The 21,098-nt window shown below is 32.8% G+C and carries 14 protein-coding genes and 1 other RNA gene; all 15 read right to left on the bottom strand.

Going from position 1 to position 21,098, the window contains the following annotated elements:
- Positions 1 to 19: 19 nt before the first annotated feature.
- Positions 20 to 1,321, bottom strand: coding sequence for a phosphopyruvate hydratase (eno, locus tag GQ589_RS04615; RefSeq protein ID WP_160399943.1), 1,302 nt, complete (start codon positions 1,319 to 1,321; stop codon positions 20 to 22).
- A 47-nt stretch (positions 1,322 to 1,368) separates the two neighbouring features.
- A complete protein-coding gene (gene pyrG / locus GQ589_RS04610) occupies positions 1,369 to 3,006 on the bottom strand; it encodes a glutamine hydrolyzing CTP synthase (RefSeq protein ID WP_160399944.1) in 1,638 nt (545 codons plus the stop codon).
- A 756-nt stretch (positions 3,007 to 3,762) separates the two neighbouring features.
- On the bottom strand, positions 3,763 to 6,348 hold the full coding sequence (locus GQ589_RS04605; RefSeq protein WP_160424850.1) for an IgaA/UmoB family intracellular growth attenuator: 2,586 nt from the start codon (positions 6,346 to 6,348) through the stop codon (positions 3,763 to 3,765).
- Positions 6,349 to 6,466: 118 nt separating this feature from the next.
- Positions 6,467 to 8,638, bottom strand: coding sequence for an IgaA/UmoB family intracellular growth attenuator (locus GQ589_RS04600; protein ID WP_160424848.1), 2,172 nt, complete (start codon positions 8,636 to 8,638; stop codon positions 6,467 to 6,469).
- Between the two features lie 158 nt (positions 8,639 to 8,796).
- Positions 8,797 to 9,291 carry an acetolactate synthase small subunit gene (ilvN, locus tag GQ589_RS04595; protein ID WP_160401444.1) on the bottom strand — a complete coding sequence of 165 codons (495 nt, stop codon included), beginning with the start codon at positions 9,289 to 9,291 and terminating at the stop codon, positions 8,797 to 8,799.
- Entirely contained in the window at positions 9,291 to 11,009 is a 1,719-nt protein-coding gene (gene ilvI / locus GQ589_RS04590; protein ID WP_160424846.1) for an acetolactate synthase 3 large subunit, read from the bottom strand. The genes ilvN and ilvI overlap by 1 nt, the downstream gene beginning before the upstream one ends.
- 303 nt (positions 11,010 to 11,312) lie before the next feature.
- The gene (locus GQ589_RS04585; RefSeq protein WP_160424845.1) at positions 11,313 to 13,394 is read right to left on the bottom strand and encodes a capsular polysaccharide biosynthesis protein; all 2,082 of its coding nucleotides are present in this window, start codon (positions 13,392 to 13,394) and stop codon (positions 11,313 to 11,315) included.
- A 20-nt stretch (positions 13,395 to 13,414) separates the two neighbouring features.
- Entirely contained in the window at positions 13,415 to 14,074 is a 660-nt protein-coding gene (locus GQ589_RS04580) for an ABC transporter ATP-binding protein (protein ID WP_160424843.1), read from the bottom strand.
- Positions 14,074 to 14,877 (bottom strand): ABC transporter permease, encoded by an 804-nt coding sequence (locus tag GQ589_RS04575; RefSeq protein ID WP_160424841.1) that lies wholly within the window; start codon positions 14,875 to 14,877, stop codon positions 14,074 to 14,076. The genes GQ589_RS04580 and GQ589_RS04575 overlap by 1 nt, the downstream gene beginning before the upstream one ends.
- Positions 14,877 to 15,776 carry a hypothetical protein gene (locus GQ589_RS04570; protein WP_160424840.1) on the bottom strand — a complete coding sequence of 300 codons (900 nt, stop codon included), beginning with the start codon at positions 15,774 to 15,776 and terminating at the stop codon, positions 14,877 to 14,879. Before GQ589_RS04570 ends, GQ589_RS04575 begins: the two co-directional genes overlap by 1 nt.
- Positions 15,777 to 15,804: 28 nt before the next feature.
- The gene (locus tag GQ589_RS04565) at positions 15,805 to 16,947 is read right to left on the bottom strand and encodes a polysaccharide biosynthesis/export family protein (RefSeq protein ID WP_160424838.1); all 1,143 of its coding nucleotides are present in this window, start codon (positions 16,945 to 16,947) and stop codon (positions 15,805 to 15,807) included.
- A gap of 155 nt (positions 16,948 to 17,102) precedes the next feature.
- An RNA gene (ffs, locus tag GQ589_RS04560) (signal recognition particle sRNA small type) lies at positions 17,103 to 17,198 on the bottom strand.
- Between the two features lie 139 nt (positions 17,199 to 17,337).
- Positions 17,338 to 17,631: an integration host factor subunit alpha gene (locus GQ589_RS04555; protein WP_065637551.1), complete on the bottom strand. Its 294-nt coding sequence runs from the start codon at positions 17,629 to 17,631 to the stop codon at positions 17,338 to 17,340.
- A 4-nt stretch (positions 17,632 to 17,635) separates the two neighbouring features.
- Positions 17,636 to 20,023 carry a phenylalanine--tRNA ligase subunit beta gene (gene pheT, locus GQ589_RS04550; protein ID WP_160424836.1) on the bottom strand — a complete coding sequence of 796 codons (2,388 nt, stop codon included), beginning with the start codon at positions 20,021 to 20,023 and terminating at the stop codon, positions 17,636 to 17,638.
- A gap of 16 nt (positions 20,024 to 20,039) precedes the next feature.
- Positions 20,040 to 21,023: a phenylalanine--tRNA ligase subunit alpha gene (pheS, locus tag GQ589_RS04545; RefSeq protein WP_160399877.1), complete on the bottom strand. Its 984-nt coding sequence runs from the start codon at positions 21,021 to 21,023 to the stop codon at positions 20,040 to 20,042.
- Positions 21,024 to 21,098: the final 75 nt, after the last annotated feature.

Below are 21,098 nucleotides of genomic sequence, written 5' to 3'. Positions count from 1 at the left end.
CATTGTTTATAAAAACAAATTATTGACCTTTAACTTCTTTTAAACCGTTGAATGGTGCTTTTGAACCTAATGCTTCTTCAATACGGATTAATTGGTTATATTTAGCAACACGGTCAGAACGGCTCATTGAACCAGTTTTGATTTGACCAGCAGCTAAACCAACAGCTAAATCAGCAATTGTAGAATCTTCGGTTTCACCACTACGGTGAGAAATAACCGCTGTATAACCCGCATCTTTCGCCATTTTAACCGCAGCGATAGACTCAGTTAATGTACCGATTTGGTTTACTTTAACTAAGATAGAGTTAGCGATGCCTTTTTCAATACCTTGTTTAAAGATTTTAGTATTAGTTACAAATAGATCGTCACCCACTAATTGGATTTTGTGACCTAATGCTTTAGTTTGATATGCCCAACCTTCCCAATCGCTTTCATCTAAACCATCTTCGATTGATACGATTGGATATTCGTTAGTTAAACCTTCTAAATAGTGAGTAAATTCTTGAGCAGTGAATTCTTTATTACCTTCACCTTTCAATACATATTTACCAGTTTCTTTGTTATAGAATTCAGACGCAGCACAGTCCATTGCTAAAGTGATATCTTTACCTAAAACATAACCTGCTTTTTCTACTGCTTCTTTAATACAAGCTAATGCTTCAGCATTTGAACCTAAGTTAGGCGCAAAACCACCTTCATCACCAACAGCTGTATTCATGCCTTTAGCATGTAAAACTTTTGCTAAGTTGTGGAATACTTCTGACCCCATACGGATTGCTTCACGTACTGTTTTAGCACCAACGGGTTGAATCATAAATTCTTGTAAATCGATGTTATTATCAGCATGTTCACCACCATTGATGATGTTCATCATAGGTAATGGCATTGAATATTGACCCGGAGTACCGTTAAGATCAGCAATGTGTTGATAAAGTGGAACTCCTTTAGCAGCAGCGGCTGCTTTAGCAGTTGCTAAAGATACAGCAAGAATTGAGTTAGCACCTAAGTTAGATTTAAAATCAGTTCCATCTAAGTCAAGCATAACTTGGTCGATAGCTGCTTGGTCTAACGCATCTTTACCCACTACAGCTTTAGCAATTGGTCCATTAACGTTTTCAACCGCTTTTAATACGCCTTTACCTAAAAAGCGAGATTTGTCACCATCACGAAGTTCTAACGCCTCACGCGAACCTGTTGATGCACCTGATGGAACAATAGCAAGACCAACGAATCCACCTTCTAAATGAACTTCCGCTTCAACAGTTGGATTACCACGAGAGTCGATGACTTCACGACCATGTACTTTAACGATTTTTGCCATGTTATTTTCCTCTATATGACAGATATATTACAAATGTTAATTTAAAACTATTTTTGTTGCTGCTCTTGATAAGTTTTGGCAGCCTTAATAAAACTACTAAATAGTGGATGCCCATCACGCGGTGTTGACGTAAACTCTGGATGGAATTGACATGCAACAAACCATGGATGCTCTGGGACTTCGATGATTTCAACTAGCTTTCTATCCGTTGAAAGCCCTGTCACCTTTAACCCAGCTTTAACCACTTCTGGTAATAAATTATTATTCACTTCGTAACGATGGCGATGACGCTCAGTGATCGATTCATTTTTATACATACCGTATACTAATGAATTTGGTTCTAAATGGCAAATCTGAGCACCTAAACGCATTGTGCCACCTAAATCGCTGTTTTCATTACGTTGCACAACATTGCCTGATTGATCACTCCACTCGGTAATTAAAGCAATAATTGGGCTTGCGCAATCTTTCACAAATTCGGTTGAATTTGCATCTTTAATACCTGCAACATTGCGAGCATATTCGATCATAGCAACTTGTAAACCAAGGCAAATACCTAAATATGGAATTTTATTTTCACGCGCATAGCGAGCAGCCATGATTTTACCTTCAACACCACGATAACCAAATCCACCAGGAATTAAAATCGCATCTAAGCCCTCAAGCAACTCAGTACCACGCGACTCAAGATCTTCAGAATCAATATAACGAATATGCACCGTTAAACGATTTTTTAATCCGCCATGTTTTAACGCTTCATTAACTGATTTATAGGCATCAGGTAACGCAATATATTTACCCACCATACCAATCGTCACTTCGCCAACAGGGTTCGCCTCTTCATAAATAACTTGCTCCCACTCAGAAAGGTCGGCTTCTTTACAATCAAGATTGAAACGCTTACAAACAAACGTATCTAAATTTTGTGATTTTAATAATGCAGGAATCTTATAAATCGAATCAACATCCTTAAGCGAAATAACCGCACGCTCAGGCACATTACAAAATAGAGCAATTTTGGCGCGCTCATTAGCAGGAATAACACGATCAGAACGGCAAATTAACACATCGGGTTGAATACCAATTGATAATAATTCTTTTACTGAATGCTGTGTCGGCTTGGTTTTAACTTCGCCAGCGGATCCTAAATAAGGAACCAATGTTAAATGCATAAACAACGTATGTTCACGTCCCACATCAACGGCTAATTGGCGAATTGCCTCTAAAAATGGCAGTGACTCAATATCGCCCACCGTGCCACCGATTTCAACAATCGCAACATCAAAACCTTTCGCCCCATCAATGACACGCGACTTAATTGCGTTTGTGATATGAGGAATAACTTGAACTGTTGCCCCTAAATAATCGCCACGGCGCTCCTTACGCAACACATCAGAATAGATTCGACCCGTAGTAAAGTTATTTTTTCGCGTCATTTTAGTACGAATAAAACGCTCATAATGACCTAAATCAAGATCGGTTTCGGCGCCATCTTCAGTCACGAAAACCTCACCATGTTGAGTTGGGCTCATCGTACCCGGATCGACATTAATATAGGGATCAAGTTTAAGCATGGTGACTTTTAAATTGCGGGCTTCTAAAATTGCAGCGAGTGATGCTGCGGCAATGCCTTTACCCAAAGAAGAAACGACACCGCCTGTAACAAAAATATAATTCGTGACCATTAATACCAGACCATTATTTATTTAATAGAACAATATTGCACTATGGCTAAATGATAAAAACCAATGCAATATATGATGAATCAGACGGGAAAATAGTATAACAGAATCTACCCTACCTAACAATTGAATAATTAATTTTAACGAATGTTTTAATTGAGGAGATTATAGGGTGTTTTTTGCTTTGGTGGATAAAATGGGCGACAGTAACCACGTTCACGTTGTTAAGGGAGGGCGTCGGTGGAGGTGATGGTGTGAAACCTTTCTAAACCGCCTACACGGCGTTAAAGTAGAACTTAAGATTTGATAAATCTTGCTATATAAAAATAAACCACAATTTTGGCTTTGAAAACCTTTTTTTAAGCTATTTTTAATGTTTTGATTTTATTAAATTTTAATTTATCGTAAAAAAAGGGGGTGGTATATTTTTATATTCAAAAAACGGATAGAAAATAAATTTAATAAAATCAGTACTTTTTCTGACCTTTTTTTGCGATTAAATACTGTTATCTGGAGCATGTTTTTATTGTTTTTGTGAATTTGTTAGTTGTCGGCGTTCAACGTTAGTTATGCAAGCAGTTGATTTTGCTTGAAAACAGCCAAACAAAAACTTCAATAAAATCAATACTTTTCCTGACCGATTTTTGGCAAAAAATAATGGCTTTATCAAGTTACATAGTCTAAATCAATTTTATTTATATTGATTTATTATTTTTGATAAAGCCATTGATTTGGCTGTCAATCCATTAAATGGAGTAATTATTTTATTCTATTTTCATATGCTTTGATGATATTGTCTTTTCGTTTATTATTTGCAATAAGTTTGTAGCAAACTATTATGCCATTAGACAATGCCGTTAAAACAGTAATAATAAAAATAGCGACACCAATAAATATAGGCGAAGTGAAAGATAATAGCCGCTGTTGATAGATGCGATATAACAGGTCATCGTTAATTGTTAGATTTGAAACGGTGTTGTCATTTTGATAATCAACCTGTGTCACTAAGCCTGAAGTTTTGACCCTCCCGCCCTTTCCTAATAACGCATTTTTATATATTTGTAATAAGCCTATATCTTCGCCATCTAGCTGAGTAATTTTTATCTCTTGTGCATTTGTAAGTTTTAAACCAACACTTTGTGGTGATTGTTGGTAATTAGTTAGGGATATGTTTGATTTGTTTAGGTAATAAACTGTCACGCTTTTTTTCAAATTTTTGATTTGTTGTTCTAGTGGTTCTAGCGTGCTATTAACAATAATTTCTTCGTGATTTGTATTTTTTTTGCTGTATTCAACTAGCTCAGACCACTGTTCAATTGGATTGTCGATAGGTTTTATGGTATTGATTAAAGTCTGTTTAATTCGACTACATTTATCCTCTTCAAATAATTGACAACTTTCATCAATGGTTAAAATTAAGCGGTCAATATGCAATAGTTTGGTTAATGGTTCACTTTGTGAATAATATTGATGTTTTTTATTTCGTTCGGCGTTTATTTTTTTTTCAAGTTGTTTGACTGAATCATCTCGTACAGTTTCAATTAAGTCATCGTTGTATAATGCATTTATTAAATCATTATCAAATATGGTTTCTTCACCGTTATTTATAACTTGTTGGTTGATAAACACTTTATCGCAATGTTCTAAATACAGGTTGCTTTCTGCATTACATGATGCGCCGTTGAGTTTGAGATTAATAAAATCGCCTTTTTTGATTGGACTGTTTTTTAAAGATTCAGCATCTTTAATGTTCCAAATGGAAACATTGCTATCAAAAGGATAATTAGCCAATTGCAAATTATCGGTGATATCCACCATTTTGAAAATCATAATAGACAAAAGAAATGCCGTAACAAATAGAATTAAATTGCGCATTATAAATTTCGGTGGGCCAAATTCTTCAATTTCACGGCTGATGGATAATAAATTACCATAACGAAGGAGTTTTTCTTTGTTTACAATGACATCAATATCAACATCTTCATTGGATTTATAAGGTAAAAAAGGAGCCCAATAAGCGGGATATTTTAAAGTTAGATCATCGCCAACAATTATTCTATTTTTTATATCGTCTTTATAGCGAATTTTTGTTTTTATACGGCTAACGTCTAAGGTATAAGGTTGTGCCTTACGCAGGTAAAAGACAATAGATACAATCAAGCTCAGCGCAATAAATAGCGGTAACCATGAGTCAAAAGTGTACCAATATTTAATATAGATTATAACCGTTAAAGCAAAAAAAACAGCGGCAAATATGCCATTGTTTTTTTTGCTTCTGTTTGAAGATTCTATCGGTGTTTCTTGACGTTGTTCAACTATTTTATAACTAATTATAGGTTCTATTTCAATATATTCTTCATCAAATTTCATTATGCTGTCATTGGCATCGGCTAGGTTTTGTTCCGGTAAGATTTCTTCTTTTTTGCTTTTCCAAGCGGATTCAAAATAAGTTTTTTTATTTTGTTGCTTTTGCCGTTGTTGCTGCAGTTGTTCTTGTTTTTGTTTTGCTGTCTTTAAGTCATATTGATTGATTTTGACTACTAATGCATAGTGTTCAGTAACGACAACTTGCACGATGTTAATATCTTCAACATATCGTTCCATGTCATAAGGGAAAAAGACAACAATATCACCAATTTGATAAGTATAGATAGGAGCATTACTATTATTAGAATGATTAATAGCAATACATGAACCAACAATAATTGACACATCAGAACTAACTAACGTGGAACTATGCTCATAATGTCCGACCATGGTTGGGTTATTAAGATAAGGTTCAAGTAGTTGCAGTTCTTCTTCTTTTATTGGCCGAGTTAACTCGGAAGATGAAGGCGATAAACTATATAGGCTATTTTTTTTATTAGGTGTAGCACCAAAATCCGCTAACGTGTCTAAACTATAGCCATTAAAACTAATCACAATTGCATAATTCGAGGTAAAAACCACTTCCGCAACATTGTGGCTTAAAGAAAATAGCTGTAAATTATAAGGAAATAGCGCTTCAATACCATCTATCTCATAATAAAAATCGGTTTCTTCTGAATTGGTATAAAAACTGTGACGAATACAAGAACCCTCAATAATGGATACCTCAGAGTTCACTAATGACGATCGTAATTTATAAGGTTTAACTAACTTTTTATTGTTAAGATAAGGCGTTATAAGCTCAAGCTCTTCTGCTGTTAATCGTCTTGTTGTTTGGCGGTTATTAATAAACTCTTCTAGATTTCTTTTGTTTTGCTTACGTTCTGATTTAAAATCAGACCATTTACCTAGTCCAATTAAGCAACTAAGTAACGTAATTAGGAGTAAAATGATTTTTAAAGTAGAAATTGTATCCATTTTTTGCGTTTTCCTTTTTATTCTAGTGCAGTTATTATTTTTGTTTTTTATGTTTAAAAATGCAAAAATTAAATACAATTACATTTAATTTCTACATAACAATAGGTTATATCATATATTAGATCATTCTATTTTTATAAAATTTAATGATTTCTGTTTGTCGTCGACGATTGGTAATTAATTTATAACAAAGTTTTATGCCATTAAAAAATGATGTTAAGCAGGTAACAATAAAAATAACAAGGCTTATTAAAACTGGCGATGTTAACGAAAATAGATCATTTAAATTCATACGGTAGCAATAGTTTGCATCCACATTTAATCCTGATATTGTATTATCATCTTGATAATAAATATCGTTAACTAATCCAACGATATTAATTGTTCCTGCTTTGGCCAATAGAACATCATAATAATGATTTAACTTTAATTCTAATAATGAATCTTGTGTAAGGTTGTCATTATTTACATTTTCTAGAGTGCTTATGTCTTTGTAGCTATAATTAGATAAATCAATTTTTAAGCTTGGTTTTTGATGCTGATAATTTGAAACTGTATCTTTTACTTTTACTAATATATCTTTCTTTAATGTTGAAATTGAGCTATCAAGCCTAGATACAAATTTGTTATCAACCACCTCATCATAATTTGGACGCTCTTCAGCACTTTTAACCATTCCTTGCCAATTAGAACTATCATAAAATATAGATAATTCTTTTTTAACGTTCTGACAATCCAATTCAAAAACGTTGCAAGCTTTGTCTAAAGTAGTCACAATTTTTCCTATACTTTTTAGTTTTGTATAAATATTTTTGATGTTATAAATTGATGCTCGCCTATCATATTGTTTATATAGTTCATTTATTCTGTCTTGATATTGCTGAACTCTCATAACATCACGATCGATATAAGTATTAATAAAATTATTATCAAATAAGCTTTTCATTAGATCCGCCATTGATGCTACACGATTATTTTCAATAGGTTGATTGTTAATAAATAATGTATGACATCCTTCTTTATTACTCTTTTCATTGACATCACATGATACACCACTCATTTTTATGTTAACCAAATCACCTTTTTTAATTAGGCTGTTTTTTAAGCTTGATTCATCTTCTAGATTCCAAGATGTTATACTTCCATTAAAAGCCCGATAAGCCAATAACGCATTATCAACAATACTTGTTTGAAAATAGACAACAACAGATAAAATAACGCCTGTAATAAAGAGGATTAAATTGCGCTTAACAAATTTTTGGGGTCCAAATTGTTCAATTTCGTGGTTAATTGAAAGCGTGTTTTCATAACGAATTAAGTTTTTATCATCTACTGTTACATCCATGCTAGCTGGAATAGATGATTTATCGGGAAGGAACGGCAACCAATAAGGTGGAACGTTTAAAATATAATTTTTATCAACAGTTACTTTTTTGGTATCAGTTTGTTTAGAGATAATTAAGCCTTTAATACATTTTACTTTGTGTAAATCGTATTTAGACTTTGGCTGATACCAATAAAAGAGAATAAAAAGAATAAAACTAAAAATGACTAAAAAAAGAATGGCAGAATTATTCAAATACCAATACATCAGGAAAGATACTGTCATTGATACCAAAAAAAACGCTGATAATATGCCATTCGTTTTTGGGTTTCTATTTTTTGATTCTAATGGTGTTTCTTCTCGCTCTAACAATTCAACATAGCTAATTTTGTTATCAGTTTCTGATTTTATTTTCGCTGCGTTGTCACTACTTAGTTGCTTATCTTCTAAAGTTTCAAGATCAAAAGATTGTTCGTGTAGCCAAGGTTCATCGAGTTCTGAGTATATGCCCCCATTTTGAGACTCTGCAGCAGTTTTTATATCATAACCATTGACTTTAACAACAAATGCGTATCTTTCGGTAAAAACAACTTCTACCTCGTTAAAGTCTGAAATATGATGGTACATATTATAAGGAAAAAAGAGTTCAATGCCGCCAATCTCATAATAAAAAGATGTTTCTTCAGAATTAGTGTATAAACTATGTCGGACACAATTCCCTGCTAACGCTGATACGTCTAAATCAATTAGAGAAGATTGATATTTATAAGGAAACACCAACCATTTATTATCCAAATAAGGTTTTAGAAGCTGAAATTCATCTTCAGTTAATTTTCTTATTGAAGTGCGCTCATTAATAATATCATTTAAATTTTGTTTATTTTGATTCCTTTCTGACCTATAGTTAATCCAAGAGAATAAAGCAAGACCTATCAAAAAAAGTTTAATTAACCAATAAAACTCCATCCCTATATTTTCCTTATATTATTGCTAGTAATAAATAAAGTTAACAATATAACTTTTATATTATTGTATTTTTGTCAAAATTAAGGCGCATAATGCGCCTTAATTAAATAAGTTATCTATAAATATGTTAATTATAAATATAGCTATTATAAATATAGCTATTTAACTGTTTTTTCACTACGCGATAAACCAATAATGCCAGAACGAACAGTTTCGACAATATTGCAAGTTTCACGGATCGAGGCTAAAAACGAGTCTAGTTTTTCGCTAGTTCCCGATAATTGTACGATATAATGTGTTGCAGTAACATCTACAATTGATCCTCTAAAAATATCAGCACAGCGTTTAACTTCGTCACGTGCCTCTGAGCCTTTTGCGGCGACTTTGACTAGCATAATTTCGCGCTCAACATGTGGTCCTTCGGTTAAATCATGCACACGGTAAACATTAACTAGCTTATGTAGCTGTTTTTGGATCTGTTCAAGGACATGTTCATCACCACTAGTCTGTATTGTCATGCGGTGCATGGTGGGATCTTCTGTCTGCGCTGTTGTAATTGTTTCAATATTAAAGCCACGTTGTGAAAACAACCCAATAATTCGTGACAATGCGCCTGGTTCGTTTTCGGTTAAAATTGATAATATATAACGCATTAGGTTCTCTCCGTTTTGCTAAGCCACATTTCGTTCATTGCGCCACCACGAACTTGCATTGGGTAGACATGTTCAGTAGCATCGGTCATAACATCTACAAAAACCAAACGGTTTTTAATAGCTAATGCTTGTTTGAGTTTTGGCTCTAGTTCTTCACGTTTAGTAATTACCATGCCAACATGACCATAGGCTTCAGCTATCTTGGCAAAATCGGGGAGCGATTCCATATAAGAGCTAGAATGCCTGCCTGCATAAATCATATCTTGCCACTGTTTAACCATGCCTAAAAAACGGTTATTTAGGTTTAACACAAGTACAGGTAAACCATATTGTAATGCAGTTGATAGCTCTTGGATATTCATTTGGATACTGCCATCACCAGTGACACAGACAACGGTCTTTTTAGGAAACGCTAATTTAACCCCAAGCGCCGCAGGCAATCCAAACCCCATAGTGCCAAGCCCACCCGAAGTAATAAAATGACGTGGTTTATCAAATGGGTAATAAAGTGCAGTGAACATTTGATGTTGACCAACATCGGTTGTCACAAATGCATCACCTTTGGTTAGTTTATATAATACTTCAACGGCTTCTTGAGGTTTTATACTCTCGCCGTCATGGCTGTAAGCTAAACAGTGACGAGCTCGCCAATTTTCGATCTGCTTCCACCAATCGACTAATGCGTCTAAATCACGCTCTACATTCAGCTCATCAATTTGAGATAACATTGTTTCAACCACCATTTTAGCATCACCCACAACGGGAATACTTGCCATAATGGTTTTTGATATTGAGGTTGGGTCGATATCAACATGAATAATTTTGGCTTTAGGGCAATACTTTTCAACATTATTTGTTGTTCTATCATCAAATCTAGCACCTATAGCCAAAATGACATCGGCATTATGCATAGCCACATTGGCTTCATAAACACCATGCATACCAACCATACCAAGGTAATGTTTGTCAGTACTAGGAAAGGCACTAATCCCCATTAATGTTGAGGTAACTGGCAAATTTAATTTTTCAGCAAAAGCTTTAATTGCATCACTAGCATTTGCCGCAATTACCCCGCCACCAATACACAAAACAGGCTTTTTAGCCGCTAGTAAAGTAGTTAACGCTTTTTTAATTTGCCCTTTATGCCCCTGTATAGTTGGATTGTAAGAGCGCATAGTGACTGATTTTGGATAATGATAATTATATTTATTGGCAGGGTTAACAATGTCTTTAGGTAAATCAATAACAACGGGGCCTGGCCTACCGGTTGAGGCAATATAAAACGCTTTTTTGATCGTTTCAGGAATATCTTTACTATCTTTGATTAAAAAGCTGTGTTTTACAATTGGGCGGGAAATACCAACCATATCACATTCTTGGAATGCATCATTACCGATTAAGTTGCTAGCAACCTGCCCCGACAATATCACTAGCGGTACGGAGTCCATGTAGGCAGTGGCAATGCCTGTAATGGTGTTTGTTGCCCCCGGCCCTGATGTAACTAACACAACACCTACATCGCCTGTTGCTCTTGCATAACCATCGGCCATATGTACCGCAGCTTGTTCATGACGAACTAGAATATGTTCAATTCCACCTAGAGTATGAATTGCATCATAAATATCAAGAACGCTACCACCGGGATAACCAAATATCTGTTTTACGCCTTGGTCAATCAAAGATTGAATAACCATCTCTGCACCTGACAGCTTCGCCATGGTTGTTGCCTCCAATGTTACTGATTTATTATATAGTGAATCATTTTGCATCAACTTGTAAGTAAAATCAATAAAGTCAATCAACTAAGTGAAATTCAAATAAAATTAAACACAAATAATTTGTAGGAATTCCTCGCGTTGTTTACAGTAATTTGAGAAACGACTGTAATGAATATATATAAAAACAAAATTAACGCCTTATGGTCAGCCACCGACCATTTATAACGAGCTAAAGAAAACCCAGTTAAAGCTATTTATTTGTCCCTTTAACTTATAGGAAAACACCAAATTGTTTACACTTTATTATTTATAATTAATTAATTTTATTTTCCAAATAAGAAAAATAACCTGTTTTAGCTTGTTAAACTGTTTTTTTAACCAAGACTGTCTAAATGTTCTTGAGTTTTTTAATTTTTTATCGTTTAAATAATTTATTAAAGTTTCTGGATCGGTAAAATGTAAAGAATCAGGATGGATATAAATAGCATAATCATACATCACGATATAAATTAGCTCTTGAAGTGTTAGTGCCCTATTTCTTCTAATATTTGGATACATATCAATTGTTAATCCCCAGCCTGAGTAAAATGGTTGCCCATAACAAACAACTTGTTTATTTCTAATTAATGCTTCAAAGCCTGCCAAAGAAGTAATTGTATGGATTTCGTCAACCTGCTCTATACAATCAATAATATCAACAAATTCAATTATATCATCAATATATTTTTTTATTTCACTTCTATTAACCTTACCTTTTCGGTTGCCACTTAAAACGTCTGGATGAGGTTTATATATAATATAATCATCAGGATTGTTTCGTCTAACTGACTTTATCAATTCTAGATTTGTTTTTATAATAGGCGAACCATATAAAATAGAGGCATCATCTTCAACTTGACCTGGTATTAAAATAATTTTTTGCTTATTTCCTCTTGGCCTAATATTGACTTTTTCACCAATATTATATTTACCTAATTTTGTTACGATAAGCAAATTTTGTAGTAAACTAGCTCTTTCTATTTGTTGTTTATTAACTTCTTTACTTGCTAACAAAAATTCTAATTCACTCATATTTTGAGAATTAAAATAAATACCTACCTCATCAATAACCAATGAATATGGCATGACTAAATTTGATCCTAATCCAATTGAACGGATAAAGCCATCTTCAATGCGAAGTGGATTCAATTGATTAATAATTGGATGTAATTTCTTTTTCCCTTGTCCCCATATTAATAATTTTTCAGTCCTGATTTTTTTTTCTTGTCTTTCATCATTGATAATTTTTATAAAGTTACTTACTGAGTGAAAACGACATGTTACAGAAGGTAACCTTAAATAAGGTAATAATACATGTTTTTTCCAAAATGAAAAACCAACTAAATTAATTGTACCTCTAAGTTTATTGTTAAGTGATTTAATTTTTATTAGATAGTTAATAACATCAAAAATAGTACCTCTTTTACCAGTATAAGGATTAATATATTTACAATATAATATATAACTTGCAGTAAACAATTCTAAAATTGTAGCTTGAGTTCTTCTATTGCTTGCTTGCAAACATTGTATATCTTTATGCCTATCATCTGTAACCCCCCAACCAGCATACCAAGGTAAACCAAAAGTAATCACCTGTTTACCTAATAAAAGAGCCTCAAACCCCATATGAGAGGTAACAACATAGACTTTGTCAAAATGTTTAAGTAATGAAAAGGAATTTACATCTTGGTCAAATAAGATAACAGACTTTCTGTTAGCAATTTTAGTTAAATACCCTTTTTTATATCCATTTATTACATCTGTATGAGTTTTTACATAAATTGTGGAGGATGGGTTCTCCTCAATTGCACAATTTAGCATTGATATAAAAGTTTGTTGGCTTGCTCCTCCTAATTCAACGGCCATATCTCCAAATGTTTGATCGATAACTAAAATTCTTTTATTTTTGATTTTTTCCTTGAAACCACAAAAATTAGGGGCATGATTATATTTTGATAACTGTTCTCCGATAATTAATTTTAATGCATAACTTGATTTATTAATATATTGATTCAAATTTATTTTATCTTTAATCAAGATTTCTAATTCTGAAGGAGTTCTAGAATCATAATAGATTCCAATATTATCAGCAATAAGTGATAGTGGGGGATAGCCTTCTAGACCTAGACCAATAGAGCGCAAAAAGCCATCTTCAAGAGCAATAAACGGCAGTAAATGTTTAGTTGCATACGCTCTAGCTTTAATTGTTGTTGGCCTATATCCCCACCCAGCAACTGCGTCAAATTTTCTATTAATATTTTTTTTACAAAACAATAGATTAGGAAAAAAATGGTTAATACTATTTATGGTCAGAATTTTTTTTGAAAAAACTAAGACATTTTTCATTTGGAGTGTGATTAGTAAGGTTATATAATTTTCTGTTGATTATTATGATAAATGTAAGCTTGTTCAATCGTATCAAATTGATATAAGCAACCAGCATCAAGTACCATAGCTTTATCGCAATAATTTTTTATAGCATTCATGTTATGTGAAACTAAGATAAGAGCGCGATCTTTTTTATTTTCAAATAACTCTGTTTTACATTTTTCTGTAAATTTAGAATCACCAACGGCAATTACTTCATCAATTAAATAACAATCAAACTCAATCGATAAAGATAAAGCAAAGGCTAAACGAGCCTTCATTCCAGAAGAATATTTTTTTATTGGTTCGTATAAATACGAACCTAATTCCGCAAAATGTTCAACATATTCTTTCGTTTTTTCAATGTTACATCCATAAATTCGACAAATAAATCTTAAATTATCCATTCCTGTCAAACTACCTTGAAACGCACCTGAAAAAGCTAAAGGCCAAGAAATTGACATATTTCTTATTATTGATCCTGTTGTTGGTTTTTCTATTTCACTTAGAAGTCTAATTAGTGTAGATTTACCTGCACCATTACGCCCCAATATACCAATTTTTTCTCCTTTGCATAAAGAGAAATTAATATTATTAAGGACTGTTTTATATCCTTGTCTAGTTGAGTATTGTTTACTGACATTCTTAACAAGAATCATTAATTACCCTCAAGAATATAATTCTCATTAATTTTTACCATTGTTAATCCTACAAATAATAAAACTATATCACAAAAAACTAAATAACTTACACTTTGATGTGTTATAGTTAAAGGACCAAAATAACCAGCTCTAAACATTTCTGTTCCATTAATTGGAGGAATATAAAGTAATAACTTTTGAATATCATGGGGAAAGGTATCAACCCAAAAGAAAGCCCCAGATAACGGCATAAGTATAAAACTTAAAGTTCCCCACATTTTATCAAAAGCCTCATATTTAGCAGATAAAACAAAAATAATCAAACCTAATCCTAGAGAAAACCAACACATTAATCCCCAAGCACACAACATATAAAAAGGATCATAAGGTATAGCAATTAATCCAATAAAGATAAAAATTGATATAACGAAAACTTGAGCTGCACTAGCCCCAATCACTTCAAGAAAAATTCGGGCATATACTAAATCTAAAATTTTGATGTTACGGTGATATAACAGTGCGTTATTAGCAGTTACAGAATTTTTTGCTCTAGATGAAGCATTCCGCCACATCATTACCATTGGATAACCAGTTAATACAAATGCAATAATATTAAGATTGGATACGGAATTTATTTTAAAAAAAAACCACATTAAACTTATTAATAAAGTTAATGACATAGGTTCAACAAATAGCCAAAGAAAACCAATATTACTACGCCCATAACGAGTAATTATTTCCCTTAAAATTAAAGCATTCAATACACGAATTTGTATTTTTAATGAACGCATAAATGATGTTTTAGTAATTACTTCTGCCATTAATCTTTATGCTCTCTTATACCAGCTAAAAGTAAATTAATAATGCCATATACTAAAAAACTAATTATAAAAGTTGCAATGATATTATAAATGCGAGCAGGTTTAAACGATACATCTGATAGACTTGGTTGTTCAATTCGCTCTAGATAAAGCTGCTTTTTAGTTATTTCCACTTGAGCATTACGTAACGATAATGTAGCTGCTTCAAACTGCTGTTTAGCAACAGTATTATTAATTAATATTTGTTGATATTCAGCTAAGTTAGCATCTTTATTTTTATTTCTCTGAAATTCAGCTAGTGCTTGAGCTTCTTTCTTCATCTGTGACTCAGCATTTTTCAATTCAGCTAACGATGTGGTTATAAGATCTTGTTTGGCTCGTAAATTTATTTGGTTTACAAACCCTTCAGCTTGTTTCAATAATTGCTCGTTTATTTTAAATGCATCTTGCATATCGAAAGCATTTACACTAATTGTAGCAATACCTGTGGAATTGTCGAAATTAGCATTTATCATATTACTCATGTACCGATAAAAATATTCTTTTTTATCATAAAAATCAAAGTTAAATCCATTAAATCTCGATATCACATCGCCTTTTGTTGTATACCATTCTTGTACTGGTAAAAATTTTTCGACAGAAGATAGCGCATCTCTGGATTTTATATACGACAAAACAACATATGAATCATCATTGGAGCGTGAAATTCCAACCTTTGAAAAAAAACTTCCTAACCCACCCAACGATGATTGGGTATCAGAAGAACGTATAATGTATTTTGCCTCTGATGTATAAATATTTTCAGCTATTAATCCAAAATAAATTATCGATAGTAAGGTTGGAAATATAACAACTAAATATAATAACCAATTTTTTTTTCTTTTAAAATTTAAATACATAAAATCTCACAAGGTACTAATCAAAACATTATTCACTAATTTGGTTAACTTGATTAACAACTCCAATACCAGGCGAGAAAATTGCATACAAGAATTTTTGCAATTCTAGAATTGGTGCCGATGCAATATAAACAATATCGTCATTTTTTATTCGAAAATTTTTCATTACAAAAAGTGAGTTAGGATTATTTAAATCTATTTGAAAAATCGTTGGTATAAGTTCTTTCCTATTATCAATTGACAAATTTTCTTGATATCTAAAGACAAACACACCTCGGGCATCAGATTGATTATCTCGTAAGCCACCAATACGAGCTAATGCTTGAGACAAATTAATTCCAATAGCTTCAAATTTGACTTCTTTGGTTGAACCTATTGCCCCCATAGAAATGAAAGAATTTGGTTTATTAATTAACGTAATAACATCATCTTTTTGAAGATGAATATTAAATCTAGGATTAGATAATACTAAACTTAACGGGATTTCATTAACTTTATTATTTCTAGTAATTTGTATTAAAGTATCTTTAATATCATACATATTGCTACCTAACATGGTAACCGCATCTAATAAGCATTCCCCCTTGGCTGTTATAGGCATTTTACCGCTAAATTTATCACCAATAACTGTAACAGTCGATGAACGTTTTTCCAAAACAGTAACAATTATTTGTGGTCTATTAGCAATTCCAGACAACTTTTCAATGATCTCTTTTTGTATCTGTTTAGGAGTTTTATTAACAACTTTCATATTTCCTACAAACGGCAAAGAGATAAATCCTTTGGAGTCAACAACAACTATTGGTAATTCAGTTAATCCAGTTTTCGGAGCACCTGTATCATTTGAACCTACAAATAGTATTGCAGGAGGTGTTTCGATTATAGAAATTTTTATGCTATCCCCTTTTCCTATATTATCAACCTTTTTATCTTGGCTATCTTTTTCACCAATAAACTTGATAAAATTAAACAAATTAGTTTGTGTTTCTTTTATAGAATCTGGTGAAGTATTTAAATTGATGATTTGGACTTTACTATAAAGTTTATCTAATTCAGTATTCTGCTTATTTATATTTTTTATAGAAGAAAAATTAGGTCCTGAATGGGGTAAAGCTGAACAACCACTTAAAATTATTACTAATGCTATTGGAATAAGAGATGGTAATTTCAAAATAAATTTCCTTGTTCATCAATTCATCTATAGATGGGTGTCTTAGCCAATACCCCTTGTAATCAGTAATTCTAATTGTCAGATAACAGCACCCCATTTTATTTATATTATAGTTCTAAAAAACAGATTAAATGCACTACAAAATTTGGAGGAAACTCTATCAGCCACATCCCACACACATATTTTTTACTTTGGCTGCTTCCTTCCGGACCTGACCTGATGAGCAAAAAAATGTTGCAAGAGGACCCATAGAGTCTCCATTGAGAAAGGTAGTATTATGCTTTAATTTAAAAATTAATACAACATTTTTTATAAAAAAACTAGCCTTTCTATTTGTTTTAACAAAAGAAAGGCAATTATATTGAGGGTGTAAAAAACAAATTTATAAACCTAGATAACTAGATTTTTTTCTACACGTTCTCTAAACTTGATTCCCGGTCTAAATGTGACAACGCGACGAGCTGAAATATCTACACTTTCACCCGTTTTAGGATTACGTCCTGGACGTGAATTTTTATCGCGAACAGCAAAATTACCAAATCCAGATAATTTTACTGGCTCTCCTTTTTCTAAAGCCACACGAATCTCTTCAAAAAAGAGTTCAACAAGGACTTTAGCTTCTTGGCGATCAATGTTAAATTTTTCGGCAAGACGATCTGCTATATCTGCTTTAGTTAATGTCATATTATTATTCTCTTAATAGGGCTTTAAAACGATTCTGTAAAGCAATAACGCACTTGCTTACAATGTTTGTTATATCTTCTTCTTCAAGTGTACGAGATTTATCTTGCAAAATCAAACTAATAGCAAGGCTTTTTTGATTTTGTTTGATGTTTTCACCTTGATACACATCAAAAAGATTAACTTTAATAAGTTGCTCACCACCAGCTTTTTTACATTCTGAAATAATGTCTGCTGCTGGTACCGTATTCGGAACAATAATTGCAATATCTCGTTTATTCGACGGATATTTGGATAAGTCCTGAGCAACAGGTATCTTTTTTTCATTGATTTTAGCTAAATTTATTTCAAAAACAAGCGTTTTACTATTTAAAGATAATTTTTTTTCAATTTCTGGATGTAAGACACCAAAATAACCTATTAATTCCCCATTTAAATAAATTACAGCACTTTGTCCTGGATGTAAGGTTGATAATTGAGATTTTTTAAACAATACATTATCAGCACATCCCAAAAGAGACAAAATTAACTCAATATCACCTTTAATATCGTAAAAATCCACGTTCTTTTTTGGAAGTCCCCAATGTTCTTCGTATAAATTTCCTGAAACAATGCCAGATAACATTAATTCTTGACGTACACCAAATTCACATTTTTCATCAGGTATAAAACGCAAGCCAGTCTCAAATAATCGGATACGTGTTTGCTGACGGTTTTGATTATATAAAACTGCATCTAATAATCCAGACCATAGCGATAACCGCATAACCGACATTTCACTTGAAATAGGATTCGGTAATATTATTTCAGCTTGTTCTGGGTGAAGAATTTGTTGAATTTTGGGGTCAACAAAGCTGTATGTTACTGCTTCTTGATATCCCCTATCAACCAATAGATCTTTTATTCTTCGTAGTGATATTTTGTTTTCTGGTTTAGGTTTCATCACTGATTCAATCTTTAGATTGGCATTTGGAATATTGTTATATCCATAAATACGTGCAATCTCCTCAACTAAATCCTCTTCAATTTGTAAATCAAACCGCCAACTTGGTGATTTGACAACCCAAACATTATTATTATATTCAACTTGACAACCAAGTCTGTTTAAAATATCACTGATATTTTGAGTTTCGATTTGATAACCAATTATACGATCGATTTTATTGCGGTGTAACTCAATAGTTGCTTGTGTAGGAAGCTCATTTTGATTTGTGACATCAATAATTGGACCTACTTCACCACCACAAATCTCAATTAATAATTGACTAGCTCTTTCCATTGCAGCAAATTGTAAAGCAGGATCAACACCTCGTTCATAACGGTGTGAAGCATCCGTATGTAAACCATACGCACGAGCTTTTCCTATTATTGCTAATGGATTAAAAAATGCTGATTCAAGAAATACATCTTTAGTAGATTGAGTTACACCTGATTTTTCTCCTCCCATAATTCCTGCTAATGCTAAGATTTTTTGGTGATCAGCAATAACTAAGGTTTTATCATTAAGTTTAACTTCATTACCATTGAGTAAAACTAGTTTTTCATTTTCTTTAGCATAACGAACAATGATACCTTTTTCTATTTGATCCAAATCGAAGGCATGCATTGGATGACCTAGTTCTAATAACACATAGTTAGTAATATCAACAACGGCATCAATTGAACGAATTCCGCCTCTACGCAATTTTTCTTTCATCCAAAGAGGTGTTGTTGCATTAACATTAATATTTTTTATAACTCTACCTAAATAACGTGGTGCGGCTTTGGGGGCATTGACCTCAATTGGTAAAATATTGGTAATCGTTGCAGGTACATTGTCTACTTTTAGTTCTTTCATAACTATATTGTTAACTGCAGAAATATCTCTAGCAATACCAATAATACCAAAACAATCTGAACGGTTTGGAGTTACACTAATATCAATTATTACATCATTAAGATTTAAATATTCGCGAATATCCATACCTAAAGGCGCATCATCAGGTAATTCAATAATTCCATTATGATCATCAGAAATACCCAACTCGGAATAAGAACAAAGCATCCCTTCTGAAGGTTCTCCTCGCAGTTTGGCTGCTTTAATTTTAAAATCACCAGGTAATATAGCTCCGACTGTGGCACAAGCAACAGTTAATCCTTGACGGCAATTTGGCGCTCCACAGACAATATCAAGTAATTCTGATTTACCTATATCAACTTTCGTAACACGTAATTTATCTGCATTAGGATGCTGCATACATTCAACGACTTTGCCAACAACTACTCCTGAAAAATCACCAGCAACCTTTTCAATATCATCAACTTCTAAACCAGCCATTGTTAATTGTTCGGCTAGCGTTTCGCTACTAATTTCTGGATTGATCCATTCACGTAGCCAACTTTCACTAAATTTCATGTTTTGATCTCCAGAATTAATTAAATTGTTTTAAAAAGCGTAAATCATTTTCAAAGAAAGAACGTAAATCAGTGACACCGTAACGTAACATGGTTAACCGCTCTATTCCCATACCAAACGCAAAACCGCTATATACTTCCGGATCAATACCAACATTACGTAATACATTGGGGTGAACCATTCCACAACCTAATACTTCTAGCCATTTACCATTTTTAGCCTTTATGTCAACTTCGGCGGAAGGTTCGGTAAATGGGAAATAACCAGGTCTAAAACGTATTTCCATGTCATCTTCAAAAAAACAATGCAGAAAATCGTGCAATAGTCCTTTTAAATGAGTAAAACTGATATCTTTATCAACAAGCAAACCTTCCATTTGATGGAACATTGGCGTGTGAGTTTGATCATAATCATTACGATAAGTTCGCCCTGGAGCAATGATTCGAATTGGTGGTTTTTGATTTTCCATTGTACGAATTTGTACGGTTGAAGTTTGTGTTCTTAATAATCGTTTTGCATCAAACCAAAATGTATCGTGATCAGCACGAGCAGGATGATGAGCAGGAATATTTAGTGCATCAAAATTATGGTAGTCATCTTCAATTTCTGGCCCAGTTTCAACAATAAAACCTAATTCACCAAAAAAATCGACTAAGCGATTAATTGTTTTGGTAACGGGATGTAATCCACCTAATTCAAGCGTTTTTCCTGGTAAAGTAATATCTATCGTTTCATTTGCCAACTTTGCATCGAGAGCTTGACGCTCTAAAAGATTGCGTTTTTGATTTAATATTTCAACAACTTTTTGTTTTGCATCATTTATTTTTTGTCCTACAGCTGGACGTTCATCGGCAGGAACATCACGCAATGAAGCCATTTGTATTGTAAAATGGCCTTTTTTACCAAAAAACTCTACCCGAATTTGTTCGATCGTATTAATGTCATTAGCACTTTCAATAGCGGATTTGGCTTTATTTACCAGTTCAACTAATTGAGACATACAGTTCTCCTGCTTATTTGTTCATTATATAAAAAAAGCCTCTTTTTGAGGCTTTTATAATCATCTTTTACTTTT

Origin of the sequence: Gilliamella sp. Pas-s27, from assembly GCF_009795865.1 — a bacterium.
GTDB lineage: Bacteria > Pseudomonadota > Gammaproteobacteria > Enterobacterales > Orbaceae > Gilliamella.
The sequence above is the reverse complement of the archived record's forward strand: the minus strand, read 5'-3'. Positions and strand labels throughout refer to the sequence as shown.